Annotated in this window: 14 protein-coding genes and 1 pseudogene; 4 read left to right on the top strand and 11 right to left on the bottom strand. The window is 57.9% G+C overall.

Annotated features, from left to right (window positions below):
* Positions 1 to 89: 89 nt before the first annotated feature.
* The 5 genes from DS906_RS07325 to yajC are packed head-to-tail and all read right to left on the bottom strand — an operon-like array spanning position 90 to position 4,151.
* Positions 90 to 443 (bottom strand): Mth938-like domain-containing protein, encoded by a 354-nt coding sequence (locus DS906_RS07325; RefSeq protein ID WP_113789548.1) that lies wholly within the window; start codon positions 441 to 443, stop codon positions 90 to 92.
* Positions 430 to 1,200 carry a sulfite exporter TauE/SafE family protein gene (locus DS906_RS07330; RefSeq protein WP_113789549.1) on the bottom strand — a complete coding sequence of 257 codons (771 nt, stop codon included), beginning with the start codon at positions 1,198 to 1,200 and terminating at the stop codon, positions 430 to 432. The genes DS906_RS07325 and DS906_RS07330 overlap by 14 nt, the downstream gene beginning before the upstream one ends.
* The gene (secF, locus tag DS906_RS07335; RefSeq protein WP_113789550.1) at positions 1,193 to 2,167 is read right to left on the bottom strand and encodes a protein translocase subunit SecF; all 975 of its coding nucleotides are present in this window, start codon (positions 2,165 to 2,167) and stop codon (positions 1,193 to 1,195) included. The genes DS906_RS07330 and secF overlap by 8 nt, the downstream gene beginning before the upstream one ends.
* A 1-nt stretch (position 2,168) precedes the next feature.
* Positions 2,169 to 3,830 carry a protein translocase subunit SecD gene (gene secD, locus DS906_RS07340; protein WP_113789551.1) on the bottom strand — a complete coding sequence of 554 codons (1,662 nt, stop codon included), beginning with the start codon at positions 3,828 to 3,830 and terminating at the stop codon, positions 2,169 to 2,171.
* Between the two features lie 33 nt (positions 3,831 to 3,863).
* Positions 3,864 to 4,151, bottom strand: coding sequence for a preprotein translocase subunit YajC (gene yajC, locus DS906_RS07345; RefSeq protein WP_058274044.1), 288 nt, complete (start codon positions 4,149 to 4,151; stop codon positions 3,864 to 3,866).
* Positions 4,152 to 4,352: 201 nt separating this feature from the next.
* On the opposite strand from yajC, the gene DS906_RS07350 reads away from it, so the two are divergent.
* Both DS906_RS07350 and serS read left to right on the top strand, forming a co-directional pair.
* Entirely contained in the window at positions 4,353 to 6,017 is a 1,665-nt protein-coding gene (locus DS906_RS07350) for a mechanosensitive ion channel family protein (protein ID WP_113789552.1), read from the top strand.
* A 72-nt stretch (positions 6,018 to 6,089) separates the two neighbouring features.
* Entirely contained in the window at positions 6,090 to 7,382 is a 1,293-nt protein-coding gene (serS, locus tag DS906_RS07355) for a serine--tRNA ligase (protein ID WP_113789553.1), read from the top strand.
* Positions 7,383 to 7,436: 54 nt separating this feature from the next.
* Here the strand turns inward: serS and DS906_RS07360 are convergent, their stop codons facing one another.
* The 6 genes and pseudogenes from DS906_RS07360 to DS906_RS07380 form a co-directional block, all read right to left on the bottom strand.
* Positions 7,437 to 7,835: a hypothetical protein gene (locus tag DS906_RS07360; RefSeq protein ID WP_233494724.1), complete on the bottom strand. Its 399-nt coding sequence runs from the start codon at positions 7,833 to 7,835 to the stop codon at positions 7,437 to 7,439.
* Between the two features lie 51 nt (positions 7,836 to 7,886).
* Positions 7,887 to 8,045: pseudogene (locus DS906_RS22455) on the bottom strand (helix-hairpin-helix domain-containing protein); the annotation flags it as partial.
* A gap of 91 nt (positions 8,046 to 8,136) precedes the next feature.
* The gene (locus tag DS906_RS07365) at positions 8,137 to 9,123 is read right to left on the bottom strand and encodes a fatty acid desaturase (RefSeq protein WP_113789555.1); all 987 of its coding nucleotides are present in this window, start codon (positions 9,121 to 9,123) and stop codon (positions 8,137 to 8,139) included.
* A gap of 164 nt (positions 9,124 to 9,287) precedes the next feature.
* Positions 9,288 to 10,751 (bottom strand): ribosome biogenesis GTPase Der, encoded by a 1,464-nt coding sequence (gene der / locus DS906_RS07370; RefSeq protein ID WP_113789556.1) that lies wholly within the window; start codon positions 10,749 to 10,751, stop codon positions 9,288 to 9,290.
* 48 nt (positions 10,752 to 10,799) lie between these two features.
* Positions 10,800 to 12,086 (bottom strand): PQQ-binding-like beta-propeller repeat protein, encoded by a 1,287-nt coding sequence (locus DS906_RS07375; protein WP_233494719.1) that lies wholly within the window; start codon positions 12,084 to 12,086, stop codon positions 10,800 to 10,802.
* A 78-nt stretch (positions 12,087 to 12,164) separates the two neighbouring features.
* Positions 12,165 to 12,836, bottom strand: a complete 672-nt coding sequence (locus DS906_RS07380; protein ID WP_113789558.1) for a hypothetical protein — start codon at positions 12,834 to 12,836, stop codon at positions 12,165 to 12,167.
* Positions 12,837 to 13,061: 225 nt separating this feature from the next.
* On the opposite strand from DS906_RS07380, the gene DS906_RS07385 reads away from it, so the two are divergent.
* Both DS906_RS07385 and DS906_RS07390 read left to right on the top strand, forming a co-directional pair.
* Positions 13,062 to 14,294, top strand: coding sequence for an efflux RND transporter periplasmic adaptor subunit (locus DS906_RS07385; protein WP_113789559.1), 1,233 nt, complete (start codon positions 13,062 to 13,064; stop codon positions 14,292 to 14,294).
* Positions 14,291 to 18,088 (top strand): efflux RND transporter permease subunit, encoded by a 3,798-nt coding sequence (locus tag DS906_RS07390; RefSeq protein WP_113789560.1) that lies wholly within the window; start codon positions 14,291 to 14,293, stop codon positions 18,086 to 18,088. Before DS906_RS07385 ends, DS906_RS07390 begins: the two co-directional genes overlap by 4 nt.
* Positions 18,089 to 18,095: the final 7 nt, after the last annotated feature.

Here is an 18,095-nt window from a genome sequence, read left to right on the forward strand (position 1 = left end):
ATACCCGACCCGCTTTGGGATAAGCATCGAAACGAGGGGCCAGCCCCTCGCGCTCCCCGGGATATTTTGGCCAGATGAAGCGGATCCCGTCAGGTGGGAAGCAAAGCCAGCGCGATGCGGCGGCCTTCGGATAGCAGTACATTGTAGGTACGGCAGGCTGCGGGTGAGTTCATGATCTCAACCCCCATGCCGGCCTGCTCGAGCGCCGCTCGCAGGTCAGAGGGGATGTGGGCCAGATCAGCGCCCGTTCCGATCAACAGGACATCCACATGCCCAGCCAGTGCAAGCAAAGAGGATTGATCGTCGTACCCGCCCCAACCGGCGGTGCCGGAGGGGCCAGTTAGAACCGCACCTCCGTAGACCTGACCACCAATACGGAAAAAGCCGGGCCCGTAGCCATCGACCGGTGTTGCGTTGTTATATGTGATCTCATTCAGCCGCATGGATATCTTCTATGCCCCAAAGCGGCAGGCCCGACAAGGCGGCCAGCGCGATCACCACATAGGCCGCAGCGCGGTAGAGCTTTTCTTTTTCCGGATTGAATAGCCAGCCGCCCAACCAATTTCCCAGAAAATTCGGGACCGACAGGGCCAAACCCAGAACGACACTGTCGAGGGTCACACGCCCCATACCGGACAGGAAGCCAAAGATGAGAAAGTCGAATCCGAAAAGGAACAACAGGATCGTGGCCCGAATGACTTCGACAGGAAGCGGGCGCGACATGTAGAACAAGATCACCGCCGGTCCAGGCAACCCCGCAACGCCGCCGAGAAAACCCGCAGCGCCACCGATCGCGGTCACCATCGCGCGCCGCACGCGGCCTTGGTAGCGTAATCCGAGGATCAGGATTGCGAGCATGAACAGAGCCAGGAAGCTGACCGCGTATCGAAAAACCTCAGGCTCGACCTGCGTGAGGACCCTCAAGCCAACAGGCAAAATCAAAGCGCAGCCCAGCAGCAACCGTGCCAGGTCGCCGCGGTCCACGGCGCGCCACGCCCGTCGCAGGTTGGGAAGTGGCCCGAAGATATCCATGATCGTCAATCCGATCAGCGCCCCAAACGGGCCGAGGAACGGTGTGGCCAGAGGCAGAAAAATCAGCGCGGTCCCAAAGCCGGAAAACCCGCGTACGATGCCGCCTAGCGTCGCTGCAAAAAAGATAACGGCCAGTCCCGTGGGGGACTGGCCGAGCAGATCAGGCATCCACATTTGCGAACTGGTTGCCCGCGTTGTTGGACGGCTTCGACCAGTCGCGCTTGACGCCCAGCCACAGCAGGATGGTTGAGGCCACAAAGACTGAGGAATACGTCCCTACAATCACACCCCAGATCATCGCGAAAACAAAGCCGCGGATCACGTCCCCGCCCAGTATGTAAAGCGAGATCAGCGCCAGCAGCGTGGTGACCGAGGTCATCACCGTCCGGCTGAGCGTTTCGTTGATCGAGATGTTCAGAACCTCTTTCAGGTCCTTTTTCTTGTACTTCCGCAGGTTCTCGCGAACACGGTCAAACACGACCACGGTGTCGTTCAGCGAATACCCCACGATGGTCAGCAACGCGGCAATGATGGCCAGATCAAACCGGATTTGTAGTTCCGAGAAGATGCCGATGGTGAGGATTACGTCGTGGACCAATGCGGCCACCGCGCCCAAGGCGAACTGCCACTCAAAGCGCAGCCAGATGTAGACCAGCACCGCGCCGATCGCCAATACCACCGCGATAACGGCAGTTTGGATCAGCTCACCCGAGACTTTGGGGCCGACGGATTCAACGCTTTCAAATGGCAATTTGAGGCCCGGATCAGCAGCGGCAAGCACTTCACCGACCTGAGTGATCACGTCCGATGTAACTGCCTCGGCGTCTTCTTGCGCCTGGATACGGATCATCGCGACATTCTCATCCGGTCCAAAGTTTGGATCGAAGATCTCTGTGATTGTCACATCCCCCAATTCCAACGGGGCAAGGGCGTCACGATAGACTCCGACATCAATCTCTTGGGTGCTTTGCGTCCGGATCGTTGTGCCACCGCGGAAGTCGATGCCGAAGTTCAGCCCCTGTAGCATGAAGGACGTGAACGCCACGATCATCATCAAGGCCGAGATACCCAGCCAGATTTTCCATCGGCTGAAGAAATCGAACGAGGTATTCTGGGGTACGAGTTTCAGTCTCATGTCAAACCTCGATCGTTTTCGGGCGGCGGCGTTCAAACCAGATCACGATCATCAGGCGCGTCACGAAGATCGCGGTGAAGACCGAGGTCAGAATGCCCAGACCCAGCGTGATGGCAAAACCGCGCACCGGACCGCTGCCCATCGCAAACAGGATAACAGCGGTGATGAATGTGGTCACGTTTGCGTCCAGAATGGCCGACAACGCCTTTTCATAACCCAGTTCGATTGCGCGCGCCGGGCCTCTGGCGGATTTCAGTTCTTCGCGGATACGCTCAAAGATCAGCACGTTGGCATCCACCGCCATACCAACCGTCAGCACGATACCGGCAATACCGGGCAGTGTCAGGGTGGCGCCGATCAGGGACAACAGACCAAACAGCAGGCCGACGTTGATGATCAGGGCGATGTTGGCAAAGAGACCAAACAATCCATAGCTGAGCGCCATAAAGGCCAGTACCGCGACAAAGGCCACAATAGTTGCGACCTTACCCGCGTCGATGCTGTCCTGCCCCAGTTCGGGGCCGATGGTACGCTCTTCGAGGAATTCCAGCCCGGCAGGCAGCGCGCCTGCACGCAACAGAACGGCCAGATTGGTGCTTTCCTCAACGGTGAAGTTGCCGGTGATGATGCCCGAACCGCCGGGAATGTGGCTTTGAATGACAGGGGCCGAGATGACCTCATCATCAAGAATGATGGCGAACGGCTGGCCGATGTTTTCCAGCGTATAGTCGCCGAATTTGCGTGCTCCCGATGTGTTGAACCGGAAGCTGACCGCTGGGCGACCGTTCTGGTCGAAGGCTGGCTGCGCGTCTACCAGCTCTTCACCGGTGACGACTGGGGCCGACTCGACTGTGTAAAACAAACCGGTTTCGTCGATGGAGGGGAGGACCTTTTCGCCAATCCCTGGCACTGCGTCCGGGTTGGTGCCCCGCCCCACAACGGGATTGAAAGTCAGTTGAGCAGTGGTGCCGATTATCTCTTTCAGTTCGCCAGCACTGCCAATACCCGGCACCTGTATTAGGATACGATCCGCACCCTGGCGCTGGATCGTGGGTTCACGCGTTCCGACCTCATCAATCCGGCGGCGCACAATCTCAAGCGACTGGCGCACAGTGCGGTCGTCTGTGGCAAGTTTTTCCGCCTCGGACAACTGAACGACGATTGTGTCGCCCTCAGACCGTGCCTCGATATCGGTCGCACCTACCCCGGTCAGGGTTTGCACCTGACGGGCCAGGCCGCGCACAACTTCAAGCGCGCGCGACATCCCCTCGGGCTGGCTGATGCGCACCCGAATCTCATCCGGAGCCGACTCTTGTTTGCGGATGGTGCCTACGGTGGCGCGTTCATCCCGCAATGCATCACGGATTTCGGGCCACATGGCCTCCATCCGGGATTCGTACACATCGCCGACCTGAACTTCGGCCAACAGATGCGCACCACCGCGCAGATCGAGGCCCAGATTGACCAGCGATGACGGCAGCCAATTCGGCCATTGCGCCGCCTCAGCCTGCATTTCGGGAGTGTCGATGCCAAGCTCAATTGCAGCCTTGGCATCGTTGGATTGCTCGACGCGCGTATAAAACGCATTCGGAAGGGCAAGGATCAGACCGATCACGCAGACCAGCCAGATCAGAACCCGCTTCCAGGTATCAATTTGCAGCATTACCCTGCCTTTTCAAGGAATTGTAGCGCGAAGTTACTTCGCTGGTTCAGTCTTGTTCAGAACCTGCGCGATGGTCGACTTGACCACACGAACCTTCACACCCTCGGCGATTTCAACTTCGATCTCGTTGTCGCCTTCCTTGACCTTGGACACCTTGCCGATCATTCCACCCTGGGTGACGACCTGATCGCCGCGACGCACCGCTTCGACCATGGCCTGATGTTGCTTCATCTTTTTTTGCTGCGGACGGATCAGCAGAAAATACATGATCGCGAAGATCAGGATCAGCGGGAGAAACTGGGCGATTGCGCCACCTTCCATGGGATATTCCTTTGTTCAGACCTTGCGGCACCGTTCCGCAAATTTGGCCGGAACCTATGCTTTGAAATGTCTGTTTGCAAGCAAAGGCGTTGATGTGTCCCACAGGAACCTGACACAGGTGCAACAACAACCAACCAATCGTTGCAGATATGTCCTATGCAGATGTCTTTATTTGGCTATAGTCACGCATCAGGAGGGACAATGAGAGCTCGTTACAAACCATTCCAATCGTTGACGCTTTTGCTGTCTCTACTGGCCTTAGCCCTGTGTCTGGCAACGCCACTTTGGGCACAGGAATCACCCGCTGAAATCGCCAAGCCCGAAGCAGAAGAAACGGACAGTTTCAAAGCACCCGTTATTGTGGACGGTGACATGCTGTTCTTCCTGCGTGGCTCCAGCGCCCTACCTGCGCCGGAACGGGCAGAAAGCGTTCAGAACAAGATCATTGAGGTGGCCGAAGCCTCGGAGAACCCCACGGTCGATATCTCCTTCGAAGACACCGATTTGGGCATACGCATCCGTGCCGACGATGTGATCGTATCAATTGTGACTGTTGCAGACGCCGAGCTGGACCAGATGGAGCTGGACGTTCTCAGTTTCCTCCATGGTCAGGCCATCGAAGAAGCTATCCTCGCCTATCGATCCAATCGCACCGAGCAGGCGCGTGTGTCCGGTGCGATTGAGGCCGCAGCATGGACCATTGGCTTTGCCGCTTTCGTGCTGATGATCCTTTGGCTGCACCGTAGGATTCGGCGAAAGACACTACAACTTGTCTCGCGCCATCTTAAGGACGTGGAAACTGTCACAGCCAAAAGCGTTCAGGCCGAAGCGATTGCCGCGCTGGTACGCTATGGGCTGAACTTCGTTCTCCTAATCATCTTCTTTCTCGGGTTTTACTACTACCTCTCGTTTGTACTGCTGGCCTTTGCAGAAACACGGTATTTCGCACAACTTCTGCTTACCTATCTGACCGAACCCGTGCTGTTGATATTCAAGGGCATACTCAGCTATCTCCCCAATCTGATTATGCTGAGCCTGATAACTTGGATCAACTTGTACATTATCAAGGGGATGCGGGTGTTCTTTGACGCGGTCGAAGCGGGTTCATTCGACATGGGCGATTTCGAAAAGCACTGGGTCAGCCCAACCTTCAACATTGCCCGTGTTGTGGTGATCATGATCGCCCTGGTCTTTGCCGTTCCCTACATCCCCGGGTCCGACTCGGCCGCGTTCCAGGGGTTGACGATCCTGGTGGGTGCCATGCTGTCGCTGGGTGCAAATTCTGTCGTCTCCAACATGCTGGCCGGCCTTTTCGTGATTTACCGCCGGTCAACCTCGATCGGTGACCGGATTCAGATTGGCGACCACATCGGCGATGTGGTTCAGATCAAACTGATGGAGACGCATCTGAAATCCATCAAGAACGAACTGATCTCGATCCCTAATGCGCAACTGATGAATTCGGATGTAGTGAATTTCTCGAAGAGAACCGATGGGAGCGGGCTGCTGCTGCACACTACGGTTGGCATCGGCTACGAAGAACCGCCCGAGAAGGTCGAGGCGATGCTGATTGAGGCCGCCAACCGAACCAAAGGCATCAAGGCCAAGCCTGAACCCTTTGTTTTGTGGACCGCATTGGCGGATTACGCCATCAACTACCAGATCAACGGCTATACGACCCGTGGCAGCATCATTCCGAAGATCCGGTCGGACCTGCATCGCAATATCGTCGCCGTGTTCAATGAAAACAGTGTGCAGATCATGACGCCCTCTTACATGGCTGATCCGCCCGAACCGAAGATCCCTGCCGAGCATTGGGATGGCCATCTGGCGCATGAAACACACGAGGATGCCGATAAGTCGTAACCGGCGCTACACCCCGCCTTTCAGATGGTGCATAAGCAGTTTCAGTGATTCACGCATTTAAGGATCTGAACCATGCACGACATCCGCGCCATTCGCGAAAACCCCGCCGCCTTCGACGCCGCACTTGCGCGCCGTGGGGACGCGCCGGTGTCGTCAGATTTGCTGAGACTGGACGAAAGCCGCCGAGCCAAGATTCAGTCCGCAGAAACGGCACAAGCCGAACAGAACAAGGCCAGCAAAGAAGTCGGTGCCGCCAAGGCACGCGGCGACGAGGATGAATTCCAACGCCTGCGCGCACTGGTCGCCGAGAAAAAGGCCGAAATCGCCCGGATGCAGACCGAGGCCAAGGATCTGGACGCGCTGCTAACTGATCAGCTGATCCGCATCCCGAACCTGCCAGCCGAGGACGCACCAGAAGGTGCGGACGAGAACGACAATGTCGAGGTCAACCGCTGGGGCACTCCGCGTGAGTTGGATTTTGCCCCGAAAGAGCATTTTGAAATCGAGGCCGTTCAGAACGGCATGGATTTTGAAACGGCGGCAAAGCTGTCCGGCTCGCGCTTTGTCCTGTTGTCCGGCGGCGTCGCCCGCGTTCACCGCGCACTGGCGCAGTTCATGCTGGACACGCACATCAACGAAAACGAACTGACCGAAGTGAATGCTCCGGTTCTGGTTCTGTCCGAGATGATGCAGGGCACAGGCCAATTGCCGAAGTTTGGCGAAGACAGCTATCAGACCCGCGAAGGCTGGTGGCTGATCCCGACGTCCGAGGTGTCGCTGACCAATATCGTCAACGACACGATGATTGAAGAAAGCTACCTGCCCCGCCGCTACACCGCGCATTCCCTGTGCTTCCGGTCTGAGGCCGGATCGGCTGGCAGGGACACGCGCGGCATGTTGCGCCAGCACCAGTTCGAAAAGGTCGAAATGGTCTCGGTCACCCATCCCGTCAAGTCGGATGATGAGCAAAAACGCATGCTGCGCTGTGCCGAGGGTATTCTGGAAAAGCTGGGCATCCCCTATCGCACCGTGATCCTGTGCACAGGCGACATGGGCTTTGGCGCGCGCCGTACCTTTGACATCGAAGCATGGCTGCCGGGTCAGGATACGTACCGTGAGATCAGTTCAGTCTCGACTTGTGGTGATTTTCAGGCGCGCCGGATGAACGCGCGCTTCCGTCCCGAGGCAGGGGGCAAACCGGAATACGTTCACACGCTGAACGGATCGGGTCTGGCTGTTGGGCGCTGCCTGATCGCCGTGCTGGAAAACGGCCAGAACGCAGACGGCACCGTCACCCTGCCCGAGGTTCTGGCCCCCTATCTGGGTGGTAAGCTGACGCTGCAACTGGACGGCACGCTGGCATAAGAAAACCGGCGGCCAACAGGGCGCCGGTTCAAGAGGCTTAAGGGCGGAGAAGGCTTACTTCTTCGCCTTTTTCTTATCCTTCTTTTTATCTTTTTTCTTATCTTTCTTCTTGTCCGTCTTGTCGGCCTTTTTCTTTTTGTCTTTCTTCTTATCTTTCTTCGCCTTGGCCTTCACCTTGTCCTTGGCTTTTGAAAAGACGGCTTCCATTTCCTCAAGCTTTTTAGCGGCCTTTTCAGCCTTGGCTTTGGCCTTAGCCTTCTTTTTTGCCTTGGCTTCTGCCAGTTCGGCTGCGGCCTTTTCCTCAGCCGCTTTGCGCGCAGCCTCTTCCGCCCGCTTCTCGGCAGCGGCGGCGGCGATGGTCTTGCGGGGCGCTGTTCGGCGCGCTGCGGGCTTTTTGACAGGCGCGCGGCGCGTACTTGTTTTCGCAGCAGGGCGTTTGGCGGCTGGTTTCACCGCGGCGGGTTTGGCGGCTGCCGGTTTCGCCGCAATCGCCTCTTTCGCGGTGGCGATCAAAACGGCTGCGCGGGCTTTGCCGATACGAGGAACTTTGACCAGTGCAGCGGGGGTTGCCTTGGCAACGGCTTCAGCGGTTTTGAAACCGTTGGCGGTAAGTGACTTTCCTAGCCCCTCTCCAACGCCTTTTATTGCGGTCACTGCGGTCATTCTTTGTCCTTTCCGATTTTCCCTGCATTATCTTATGTATACCAGATAAACGCTCTCACAAGCCAGTGCCCAGAGATGCAGGTCATTTGTGTCAACTACTGTGTGCAAGGTTACCGGATTGATCCTTTCCGGGAAACGGAACTAGCCGCTTGGCGTCTTCGTCCCACAGTTTCAGGTTCAAAGCGGCAACAGCCTCGGGGAATTTGATCCGGCGGGGCGTGAATTCAGGCGGTAGGTTATAGTGGCATGCACGCAGCCGATAAGACGGAATGCGCGCATTGAAATGATGGATGTCGTGCAGCGTGATGCAGGCAACCGCATTGTCGAACCACCACCCGAAATCCAGCGCCGATGATCCCTGCAGCGCCGCTAGTTGCGGGTCCAGATCCGGACGACGGTCCCAATACGTGTCCTCGAAATTGTGCTGCAGGTAGACAAGAAAAACACCCAGCATCCCGCCCAAAAGCGAAAATACCAACCAGACTAGAATACCCGTGGTGCCAGCTATCAAGTAAAGAAGGCCAAGAAAGACGATGATCGACAAGTTGTGCAGCAATACACCCTTCGCGCCAAATCTAACTGTGTTCTTGGGCCACCGATAGCGGATGAAATACGTAAACAGCGCCCCAGCCGGAACCAGGATGAAGGGATTTCGGTAGAGCCTGTAATACAGGCGCCCTTTCCAATCTGCCTTGTTCCATTCCCGCACGGTCATTGTGTGGATTTCGCCCGTCTCGCGGTGCTCGAGATTGCCGATTCCGGCGTGGTGCAAGTTGTGATTCTGTTTCATCACCTCGAAGGGCGCAAAGGTGAATGGCGAAAGCCCGTGGCCCGCCCACTCGTTTTGGCGACGTGTCTCAAACAGCGAGTGATGCCCGCAATCGTGCTGAAGCACGTACAGGCGCACCGCCGAAAAGGCAAAGACGACCCCGGCCGGGATCATGACATACCAGCGATCCACATAGATGACCGCCAGCGCCAGCGATGTGAAGTACATCGCGAAGGTTCCAAAATAGCTCAGCGCGGCCAATCTGTTGTCCTGAACCGCGTATTGCCGAGTGTATTCCCTCAGATCCATCCAGCCGCTCCTCACGTTGGTTAGGTCCAATGGTTATCAAAAACTGGTGCGGAAGCTCCGCGTGAAATTACGCGCACACAAAAACAGATGCACGCCAGTGAATGCTAGCGCGGGGAAATGGGGCTGTCACGCCCCTCAGCCGAAAATGCTGAAAATTGGCGCAGTTACGCGCGACCCTTGAGATGTTTGGCCAAGGCGCCCGCGTTTTTCTTACGGCGTCCCTTGTACGGGTTCTTGTCCCCCTGTCCGCGCAAAGTCAGGCGGATCGGAGTACCGGGCATGTCAAAAGATTCGCGCAGACCGTTGACCAGATACCGGGTGTAACTGGCTGGCATCTTGTCTGGGTGCGAACACATGACGACAAAGCCCGGCGGGCGGGTTTTGACCTGCGTCATATACCGCAGCTTGATCCGACGACCCTGCGGGGCTGGCGGCGGGTGCTGCTCCAACATGGCTGTCAGCCAGCGGTTCAACGCGGCCGTCGGCACACGGCGGTTCCAAATGTCATGAGCTCGCAGAATAGCGGCACGCAGGCGCTCCAGCCCCCGGCCTGTCTTTGCCGAGACCGTCACCAGCGGTGCGCCACGCAGTTGCGGAAGCAATCGCTCAAACGATTCTTTCAGATCCCGCAGCTTTTCCTGTTTGTCTTCTTCGATATCCCATTTGTTGATGGCGACAACAACGGCACGACCCTCACGCTCGGCCAGATCGGCAATACGCAGGTCCTGCTGTTCGAAGGGGATGGCAGCATCCAGCAGAACCACCACCACTTCAGCAAATTTCACAGCACGCAGACCATCCGAGACTGAAAGCTTTTCAAGCTTTTCCTGCACTTTGGCTTTTTTACGCATACCGGCCGTATCAAAGATACGCATCGGCGTGCTGTCCCCGTCCGGGTCGGCCCAATCGATCCGCAGACTGATGGCATCGCGCGTAATACCAGCCTCTGGCCCTGTCAGCAGGCGGTCTTCCCCAATGATCTTATTGATCAATGTGGATTTGCCCGCATTCGGGCGGCCAACAACTGCCACCTGCAACGGCTTTTCGGCGGTGATCATTGGCGTCTCGCCCTCACCGTCTTCATCCAGTTCGATATCGGTTTCCGGCGCTTCCTCGACCGCCTGTTCCTCGGCGGCATCGGCCAATGGCATAAGCTGGGAATAAAGATCGGTCATCCCCTCGCCATGCTCGCCCGACAGGCGCACCGGCTCACCCAGACCAAGGTTATAGGCTTCAAGCACACCCGCATCCGCCGCGTTTCCTTCGGCCTTGTTGGCCGCAAGGATCACGTGTTTGGAACGTTTGCGTAGAATCTCGGCAAACATCTCATCGGTTGGCGTGACCCCGACGCGCGCGTCAAGCATGAACAGACAGACATCTGCCATGTCCACCGCACGCTCGGTCAGGCGGCGCATGCGACCCTCAAGGCTGTCGTCGGTTGCGTCTTCAAGCCCCGCAGTGTCGATCACGGTAAAGCGCAGATCCCCCAAACGCCCTTGGCCTTCGCGCAAATCGCGCGTCACGCCGGGCTGGTCATCGACCAAAGCCAGACGTTTGCCCACAAGGCGATTGAACAGGGTGGATTTGCCCACATTCGGGCGCCCCACGATGGCGAGGGTCAGCGACATGATACTCAACTTTCAAGACTCAGACGCGCCCTTTAGCGCATCTTGTGGTCAACGGAAAGCGTGCAAATCACCTTTGGTCGACACGACGTACAGTGTTTGACCCGCCACAACCGGCGCCGTGGTCGCGCCACCCGGCACTTCGACACGGTTCACCAGTGCTCCGTCAACAGGGCTGAAGAACCGAACATAGCCATCATTCGAGGCGATAACGATGCGCCCACCCGCCATGATCGGACCATAATGCGCGTAGACCGGACCGCGGCGTCCCGGCTTATCCTTGACAAAACCCGGCAGGTCCTGCGCCCAGACGATCGCTCCGGTCGCAGCGTCCAGCCGCACCAGTTGGCTGCGGTCGCTGATCAGGAAAATACTGTTGCCAGCGGCCCAAACCGTATCGACGGCCCCTTCGTCTGCGGTCCATATCCGTTCGCCGGAGTTGGCGTCAAACGCGACTGTGCGCCCAGAATGGTTGCCGATATAGATCTTATCGCCCGCAACCATTGGTCCACCGGTTACATCGACGATCTGCGCTGCCGCCCGACCGCGACGTCCCCCGGCCACTGAAGCGTTCCAGCGGCGAATACCCCCTCGACGGAACGTCGCTGCGACATCACCTGAGCCGAAGGCGAATACGGAGAAATCTGATGCAATCACTGGCGCAGGCGCACCCAGAACGTTTCCAACGCTTGGGGTGCCCTGAATTTGCCAGGCAATGCGGCCGTCCTTGGTGTTGACCGCCCAACCGGTTTCGTCACCGGCCACCAGATACAGCAGCCCGTTACTGACCAAAGGCGCGCCGCTACCGGTCGCGTTCAACCTTTTTTGCCAACGAACTGCACCAGTCTTTGCATTCAGTGCTGTCAGGCGGCCATAACCGGAAGACACATAAAGCACACCGTTGTCATAGGCCATGCCACCACCCGTGGCATCCGAGTCGCCATCACTTGGCGGAATAAGATCGGTGTTCCAAACGACCTGCCCTTGCGGCGACACGGCAGACACCGTTGCTCCGGCATCAAGCGTATAGATCAACCCGCCCGCAACCACGGGATCAGCCGTGATCCGCTGTTTGCGCGAGTCACCCTGACCGATTGATGCGGACCAGACGCGCTGCGGCGTTGCCCGCAACTGTGCATTGGTCGTCCGGAACGCGGACGTGCCCGGGCTTTGCGGCCAACTCGTGTTGGCTCTTTGCGCCGGCAGGCTGATCGGTTTTGAGCCCCGGGTTTCCACCGTTTCGGTATCGGCAGTGGGCCGGATATCTTCTCGCGGCCCTGGCAAGATAACCTCGGGTTCCCGGCAGGCGACGACCAGGGTCAATGAAAGGGCTGCCATCGGCAATCCAATGCGGGAGAATAGACTTGCTACCATGATGTTCTGAACTCGCCTGTAAGTTTTCCTGCCGCCACAGGATCAGCCCTGCCGGGCGATCAACGGCTCTGGTTCGCCACCCAGCGCTACAATCAACTGAGCCGCACGCTGTTGCTGATCCACGCTAACTTCTGCGTCCTGACGCAAGGCTTGAAGCCGCGTGATGGCCGCGTCAATATTGCCCTCGGACACATCGATCAGAGCCAACTGTTCTTCGGCCAGCAACCGCAACGGAGCACCCGGTGCAGCCAGCGCTTCGAACTGAAGACGGCGATCGGCCGCAGGCAGAGTGTCGCTCTGCAACAGCAGCGCCTTGAAGGCCGCGATCGCGCGGTAGATTTCTGGCAGATCCCCTTGGGACGCAATGGCATTCAGGCTGGCGACCGCATCCTGTTCCGATCCGGCCTCAGACTGAGAGGCCGACAATAGCATGTTAAGAACCGCATCCCCACCCGGCGATTGCGTTTCGACGGCGGCAAGACTGGCGGCACGGTCTTCCGACTGATTCTGTGCCAGCGCCGTCAGGATTGAATCACCCAAATCCTGCGCCTGACTGGTTGCGCGCGACTTGCGGACTTCATTGAACGCAGCACCGCCCACGATCAGGACAACCACAAGCACACCGACCCAACCCCATCTGCGCAATAGCAAGAACAGGCGGTCCCGGCGCACCTCTTCGGTCACCTCATCAATAAAACTGTCGACGTCGCTCATCCCTGCCCTCCGGGGCTGCATCCTTGGTGTATGGTGCCATGTCATACCCCGGCGCAATCGCCAAGCCAAGAGCCCGATTTTTTACAATCCCGCCGGTCGCCTGCCCTCTTGTAGAAAAAAATAAACCGAACTATTCAGTTTAGTGTGGAAACGATACATAATCGTCCCCACTTTCTAGCATGACCGCAAAAAAAATGTGGCGCAGAATTCTGGGAGTAGTCCTGCATGCGATTGATTTCATTAGTAAACGCCGCTTTGGTTATTGTTGTTTTGTTTTTTTTGGTTTTCGAACGGGACAGCCTGTTCTCTTTCGCCGGGCGCGCGGAGGCCGAGGCCAGCCCTGAGGTTGCCAGCGAATCTGGCGAAGTCGCGGACGTGGATCAGGCGACGATTGGCGTCGTTGCCGTCAGGTCAACTGCACGTGAAATTGACAGCGCCGTGTTGTTGCGGGGCCAGACAAAGGCCAATCGTCAAGTCGAAGTACTGGCCGAAACCACATCGACCGTCGTCTCAGAGCCTAAGCGCAAAGGCACGTTCGTCGAAGCCGGCGATCTTCTGTGCGAGCTTGACCCAGGCACCCGCCCCGCCAGTTTGGCCGAAGCGAAGGCTGCCAAGTTAGAAGCCCAAAGCCGCATTCCAGAAGCCGAAGCCCGCCTGGAAGAAGCACATGCGCGTGTCGCCGAGGCCGAGATCAACCTGACGGCTGCGAATAAACTGTCTGACTCCGGGTTTGGATCAGAGACACGCAGAATCTCAAGCGAGGCTGCGATGAGAACCGCCGAGGCTGGCATCAAGACCGCCGAAGCCGGTCTTGAGGCCACCCGCGCCGGGATCGAAGCCGCAACCGCCGAGGTCAAAGCCGCGGAACGCGAAATCGACCGCCAGACCATCAAAGCGCCCTTCAAAGGGTTGTTGGAAAGCGATACCGCAGAATTGGGCAGCCTGATGCAGCCCGGTGCGCTATGCGCGACCGTTATCCAACTGGATCCGATCAAGCTGGTCGGTTTTGTGCCCGAAACCGAGGTGAACCGCATCATTGTCGGGTCCGAAGCCACAGCGCAGTTGGTCACTGGCCTGCAGGTTTCTGGTCGTGTGACATTCCTGAGCCGTTCAGCCGATGAAACAACCCGCACGTTTGAGGTCGAAATCACTGTTCCAAACACGGAACTGGCTATTCGGGACGGTCAAACCGCCGACATCCGCATTTCGGCCGCCGGTGCCAAGGCGCATTTCCTGCCGCAATCGGCAATGACCCTGAGCAATAACGGTCAACTCGGTGTCCGCACCATTGGCCAGAGTAACGTGGTCGATTTCCAGCCCGTCGTTCTTCTGCGTGATACCGCCGAAGGCGTTTGGGTCGGTGGCCTGCCGGAAACTGTGGACATCATCGTCATCGGGCAAGAGTTCGTGACCCGCGGCGTCACAGTTGAACCCACATATCGGGAAGCTTCGAAATGACCGGAATCGTCAGTTGGGCCGCCGGCCGGGCCAGAATGGTTCTGGCCTTCATCGCCATCTCATTGGTGATTGGTGGCTTTGCCTATGTCAGCCTACCGAAAGAAGGCGAGCCAGACATTGAAATCCCTGCCCTGTTTGTCTCGGTTCAGTTTCCGGGCATCTCAGCCGAGGACTCGGAAAATCTGTTGGTCAAACCAATGGAGACCGAGCTTGCGGACCTTGATGGGCTGAAAGAGATGACCTCGACCGCCGCCGAAGGGTATGCGGGCGTGGCGCTGGAGTTCGATTTTGGCTGGGACAAGACCGCGATCATGGCTGATGTGCGCGACGCGATGAACAGCGCGCAAGCCGATTTCCCCGACGGGGCCGAGCAATACTCGCTGACCGAGATCAATTTCTCAGAATTCCCAATCGTCATCGTCAACCTGACGGGTGCAGTCCCTGAGCGCACTATGGCGCGGGTCGCCAAGGCTTTGCAGGACGACCTTGAGGCGATGGATTCGGTGCTCGAGGCCGGTATCGCGGGCAACCGCGACGAACTGCTTGAGGTCATCATCGACCCTCTTCGGCTTGAGGCCTACAATGTCACCGCTGCCGAGCTTATCGATGTGGTGCGCAACAACAATCAGCTGATCGCTGCCGGTGAGGTTGAAACCGCACAGGGCACATTCTCGGTCAAGATCCCCTCTTCCTTCAAAACCGCGCAGGATGTTTATGGCCTGCCGGTCAAAGTGAACGGCGACCGGGTCGTCACCCTGGGGGAATTGGCGCAGATCAACTATACCTTTGAGGACCGCGAAGGCACCGCCCGTTTCAACGGCGAACAAACCGTCGCGTTGCAGGTGGTCAAGCGCAAGGGCTACAACCTGATCGACACAGTCGAGGGCGTGAAACAAACCATTGCCGCTGCGCAGGCCAAATGGCCGCCCGAGATGCAGGCTGCAATCCAGCTAGGCACCTCGAACGACCAAAGCCGCATCGTCGGCTCGATGGTCAGCCAGTTGGAAGGCTCGGTTCTGACGGCCATCGCGCTGGTGATGATCGTTGTTTTGGCCTCTTTGGGCACACGCGCCGCATTGCTGGTGGGTTTTGCGATCCCGACCTCATTCCTGCTGTGTTTTGCGTTCCTGGCAGTCATGGGCATCAGCATCTCGAACATCGTGATGTTCGGCCTGATCCTTGCGGTGGGTATGCTCGTCGACGGGGCCATTGTTGTCGTGGAATACGCGGACCGGCGCATTAAAGAGGGCGTTGGCCCGATGCACGCCTATGTCGAGGCTGCGCAGCGTATGTTCTGGCCTATCGTGTCATCCACGGCCACAACCCTATGTGCCTTCCTGCCCATGCTGTTTTGGCCGGGTGTCCCGGGCGAATTCATGGGCATGCTGCCCGTCACGCTGATCTTCGTTCTGTCCGCCTCTTTGATCGTCGCCTTGATCTATCTACCTGTCATGGGTGGTGTTTCGGGCCGCCTGAGCCGGGTCTTTGACCGCACATCCGACTGGCTGCGCGCGCGCACCCGGTGGTGGGTTCGTGCGGTTATGGTGCCGCCATCGCTGTACCTGATCTTCCTTGGTGCGATGCAACTGCTGAATCCGACATATCTGTTGCCCGAAGGCGCATTCGGTGCAGTTCTGCTTGGTGCCTTCCTGTTCATTTTTGGGGCATTTGCCGGTTCCGTTACGTTAAGTGCCGCCAAAATAGAACGCGCGCCCGATCAGCATGTGCATACGGCGCGCGAACACACACCCTTTGGCTATGTCATCAAATTCCTGGTCGGCAACCCGATCATGCCGATTGTTTCGATTGTCGTCATTGGCTTCGCGGTGATGTCTGTCATGACCGCATTTGGGAACAACAATCGGGGTGTAGAGTTCTTCGTCGAAAGCGAACCCGAGCAAGCCACGGCCTATGTTCGTGCACGCGGCAACATATCGCTGGTCGAAAAGGACCAGATGGTACTGGCGGCCGAAGAAATTATCAGCGCACATCCCGCAGTCGTGAACGTGTTTTCCTTTGCCGGAGAAGGCGGGCTGAACCAAAACAATGGGGGCGCACAAGCACCGGCAGACACCGTCGGTCGCGTCCAGTTCGAAATCATCCCGTGGGAAGACCGGCCCAACGTGTCCGAACCGATCTTCGGCGGGTTGATCGACCGTGAAACGGTTGCCCCGGAATATGACGGTGACTTCGTGCTGGAACAGCTGAACGCCGAACTTGCGAAGATTCCGGGCTTCATCGTGGAAATCCTGCCGCTGGAACAAGGTCCGGCCTCGGCCAAACCCGTTCATTTGCGCATCAAGGCGGATGGCTGGGAAGAACTGAACTCTGCCACTGCTGCGGCCCGTGAGATGTTCGATGAAACACCCGGCCTGATCAAGATCGAAGACACCCTGCCCTTGCCTGGCATCGACTGGCAGATCGACGTGGATGTTGCCAAAGCGGGTCGTTTCGGCGCGGACGTGGCAACCGTCGGCGCGATGGTGCAGCTGGTCACGCGCGGGCTGCTGCTGGGCGAAATGCGGCCCGACAGTGTGGACGAGGAAATCGAAATCCGCGTTCGCCTCCCCGATGAAGACCGGGTTTTGTCGACACTGGATACGCTCAAGGTGCGTACACCAGATGGGCTGGTGCCTTTGTCGAATTTTGTCACGCGCAAGCCGGTGGCCAAACTGGCCGAGATCAACCGGATCAACCAACAGCGCTATTACGATGTGAAAGCGGATGTTGAGGCAGGCTTGAGCAAAGTTGTGGTAGACAATGCAGATGGCACCGAGCAACGGCTGGCAATCGTGCGCGAGGTTGTCGACGGGGCCGAACCTACCGGCGCGACGCTAACCGCCCCGACAGGCAATATCTATGAGCTGGTGACGCTGACAGGCGCAGAAAACGTCGACGTCATGCGGTCTGATATTGAATCCGGCGACGCCCGGATCAGCCTGATCAACCCCAACGAACGCATTGCGGTGCTGACCGAATGGCTTGAAACCAATCCCTTCGGCAACACCGTCAGTTGGGAATGGACCGGGGATCAGGAAGATCAGGCTGAGTCCGGTGCGTTCCTCGTCAACGCCTTTGCCGGTGCACTGGGTTTGATGTTCGTGATCCTGCTGGCGCAGTTCAACTCGTTCTACAACTCGGTGCTGGTTCTGCTGGCTGTTGTGCTTTCGACCACCGGCGTTCTGATCGGGATGATGGTCATGCAGCAGCCGTTCTCGATCATCATGACAGGGACAGGGATTGTAGCCTTGGCGGGGATCGTGGTGAACAACAACATTGTTCTGATCGACACCTATCAGGAATACAGCCGGTATATGCCCCGGATCGAAGCGATCATCCGCACGGCTGAGGCGCGTATCCGGCCGGTTCTGCTGACCACCTTGACCACGATGGCCGGTCTGACGCCGATGATGTTCGGATTGTCGCTGGACTTCATCAATGGCGGTTATTCCATCGACAGCCCAACTGCGCTGTGGTGGAAACAGCTGGCGACGGCGGTTGTGTTCGGGCTGGGTATTGCAACTGTTCTGACCCTGATCGTGACGCCATCGTTCCTGGCGTTGCGGGTGTGGGTCACCATATATGCGGTACGGCTGGCCAAGGCGATAGCTCGGGCCACTGCAGGCCGTTCCAGTCAAATCGCCCAGGATATGGCCGTTGGTCACGCTGCCCGTCAGGTACAGGCCACCGAGGTTGTCTGGGGTGATGAGACGCCGACCGCGACCGCACCGGATGCAGACAAGGATGAACGTCCCGATCACCCACCGAAATCGCCCCTCAAGGCGGCTGAGTAACATAAAT

The sequence above is a fragment of the Ruegeria sp. A3M17 genome (assembly GCF_003318255.1).
In the GTDB taxonomy this organism is placed as follows: Bacteria; Pseudomonadota; Alphaproteobacteria; order Rhodobacterales; family Rhodobacteraceae; genus Ruegeria.

Bases quoted from the DNA above. Each gene is read 5' to 3' on its own strand.
- DS906_RS07325 (WP_113789548.1), bottom strand. From the start codon at position 443: ATGCGGCTGAATGAGATCACATATAACAACGCAACACCGGTCGATGGC.
- DS906_RS07330 (WP_113789549.1), bottom strand. From the start codon at position 1,200: ATGCCTGATCTGCTCGGCCAGTCCCCCACGGGACTGGCCGTTATCTTT.
- secF (WP_113789550.1), bottom strand. From the start codon at position 2,167: ATGAGACTGAAACTCGTACCCCAGAATACCTCGTTCGATTTCTTCAGC.
- secD (WP_113789551.1), bottom strand. From the start codon at position 3,830: ATGCTGCAAATTGATACCTGGAAGCGGGTTCTGATCTGGCTGGTCTGC.
- yajC (WP_058274044.1), bottom strand. From the start codon at position 4,151: ATGGAAGGTGGCGCAATCGCCCAGTTTCTCCCGCTGATCCTGATCTTC.
- DS906_RS07350 (WP_113789552.1), top strand. From the start codon at position 4,353: ATGAGAGCTCGTTACAAACCATTCCAATCGTTGACGCTTTTGCTGTCT.
- serS (WP_113789553.1), top strand. From the start codon at position 6,090: ATGCACGACATCCGCGCCATTCGCGAAAACCCCGCCGCCTTCGACGCC.
- DS906_RS07365 (WP_113789555.1), bottom strand. From the start codon at position 9,123: ATGGATCTGAGGGAATACACTCGGCAATACGCGGTTCAGGACAACAGA.
- der (WP_113789556.1), bottom strand. From the start codon at position 10,751: ATGTCGCTGACCCTCGCCATCGTGGGGCGCCCGAATGTGGGCAAATCC.
- DS906_RS07375 (WP_233494719.1), bottom strand. From the start codon at position 12,086: ATGGCAGCCCTTTCATTGACCCTGGTCGTCGCCTGCCGGGAACCCGAG.
- DS906_RS07380 (WP_113789558.1), bottom strand. From the start codon at position 12,836: ATGAGCGACGTCGACAGTTTTATTGATGAGGTGACCGAAGAGGTGCGC.
- DS906_RS07385 (WP_113789559.1), top strand. From the start codon at position 13,062: ATGCGATTGATTTCATTAGTAAACGCCGCTTTGGTTATTGTTGTTTTG.
- DS906_RS07390 (WP_113789560.1), top strand. From the start codon at position 14,291: ATGACCGGAATCGTCAGTTGGGCCGCCGGCCGGGCCAGAATGGTTCTG.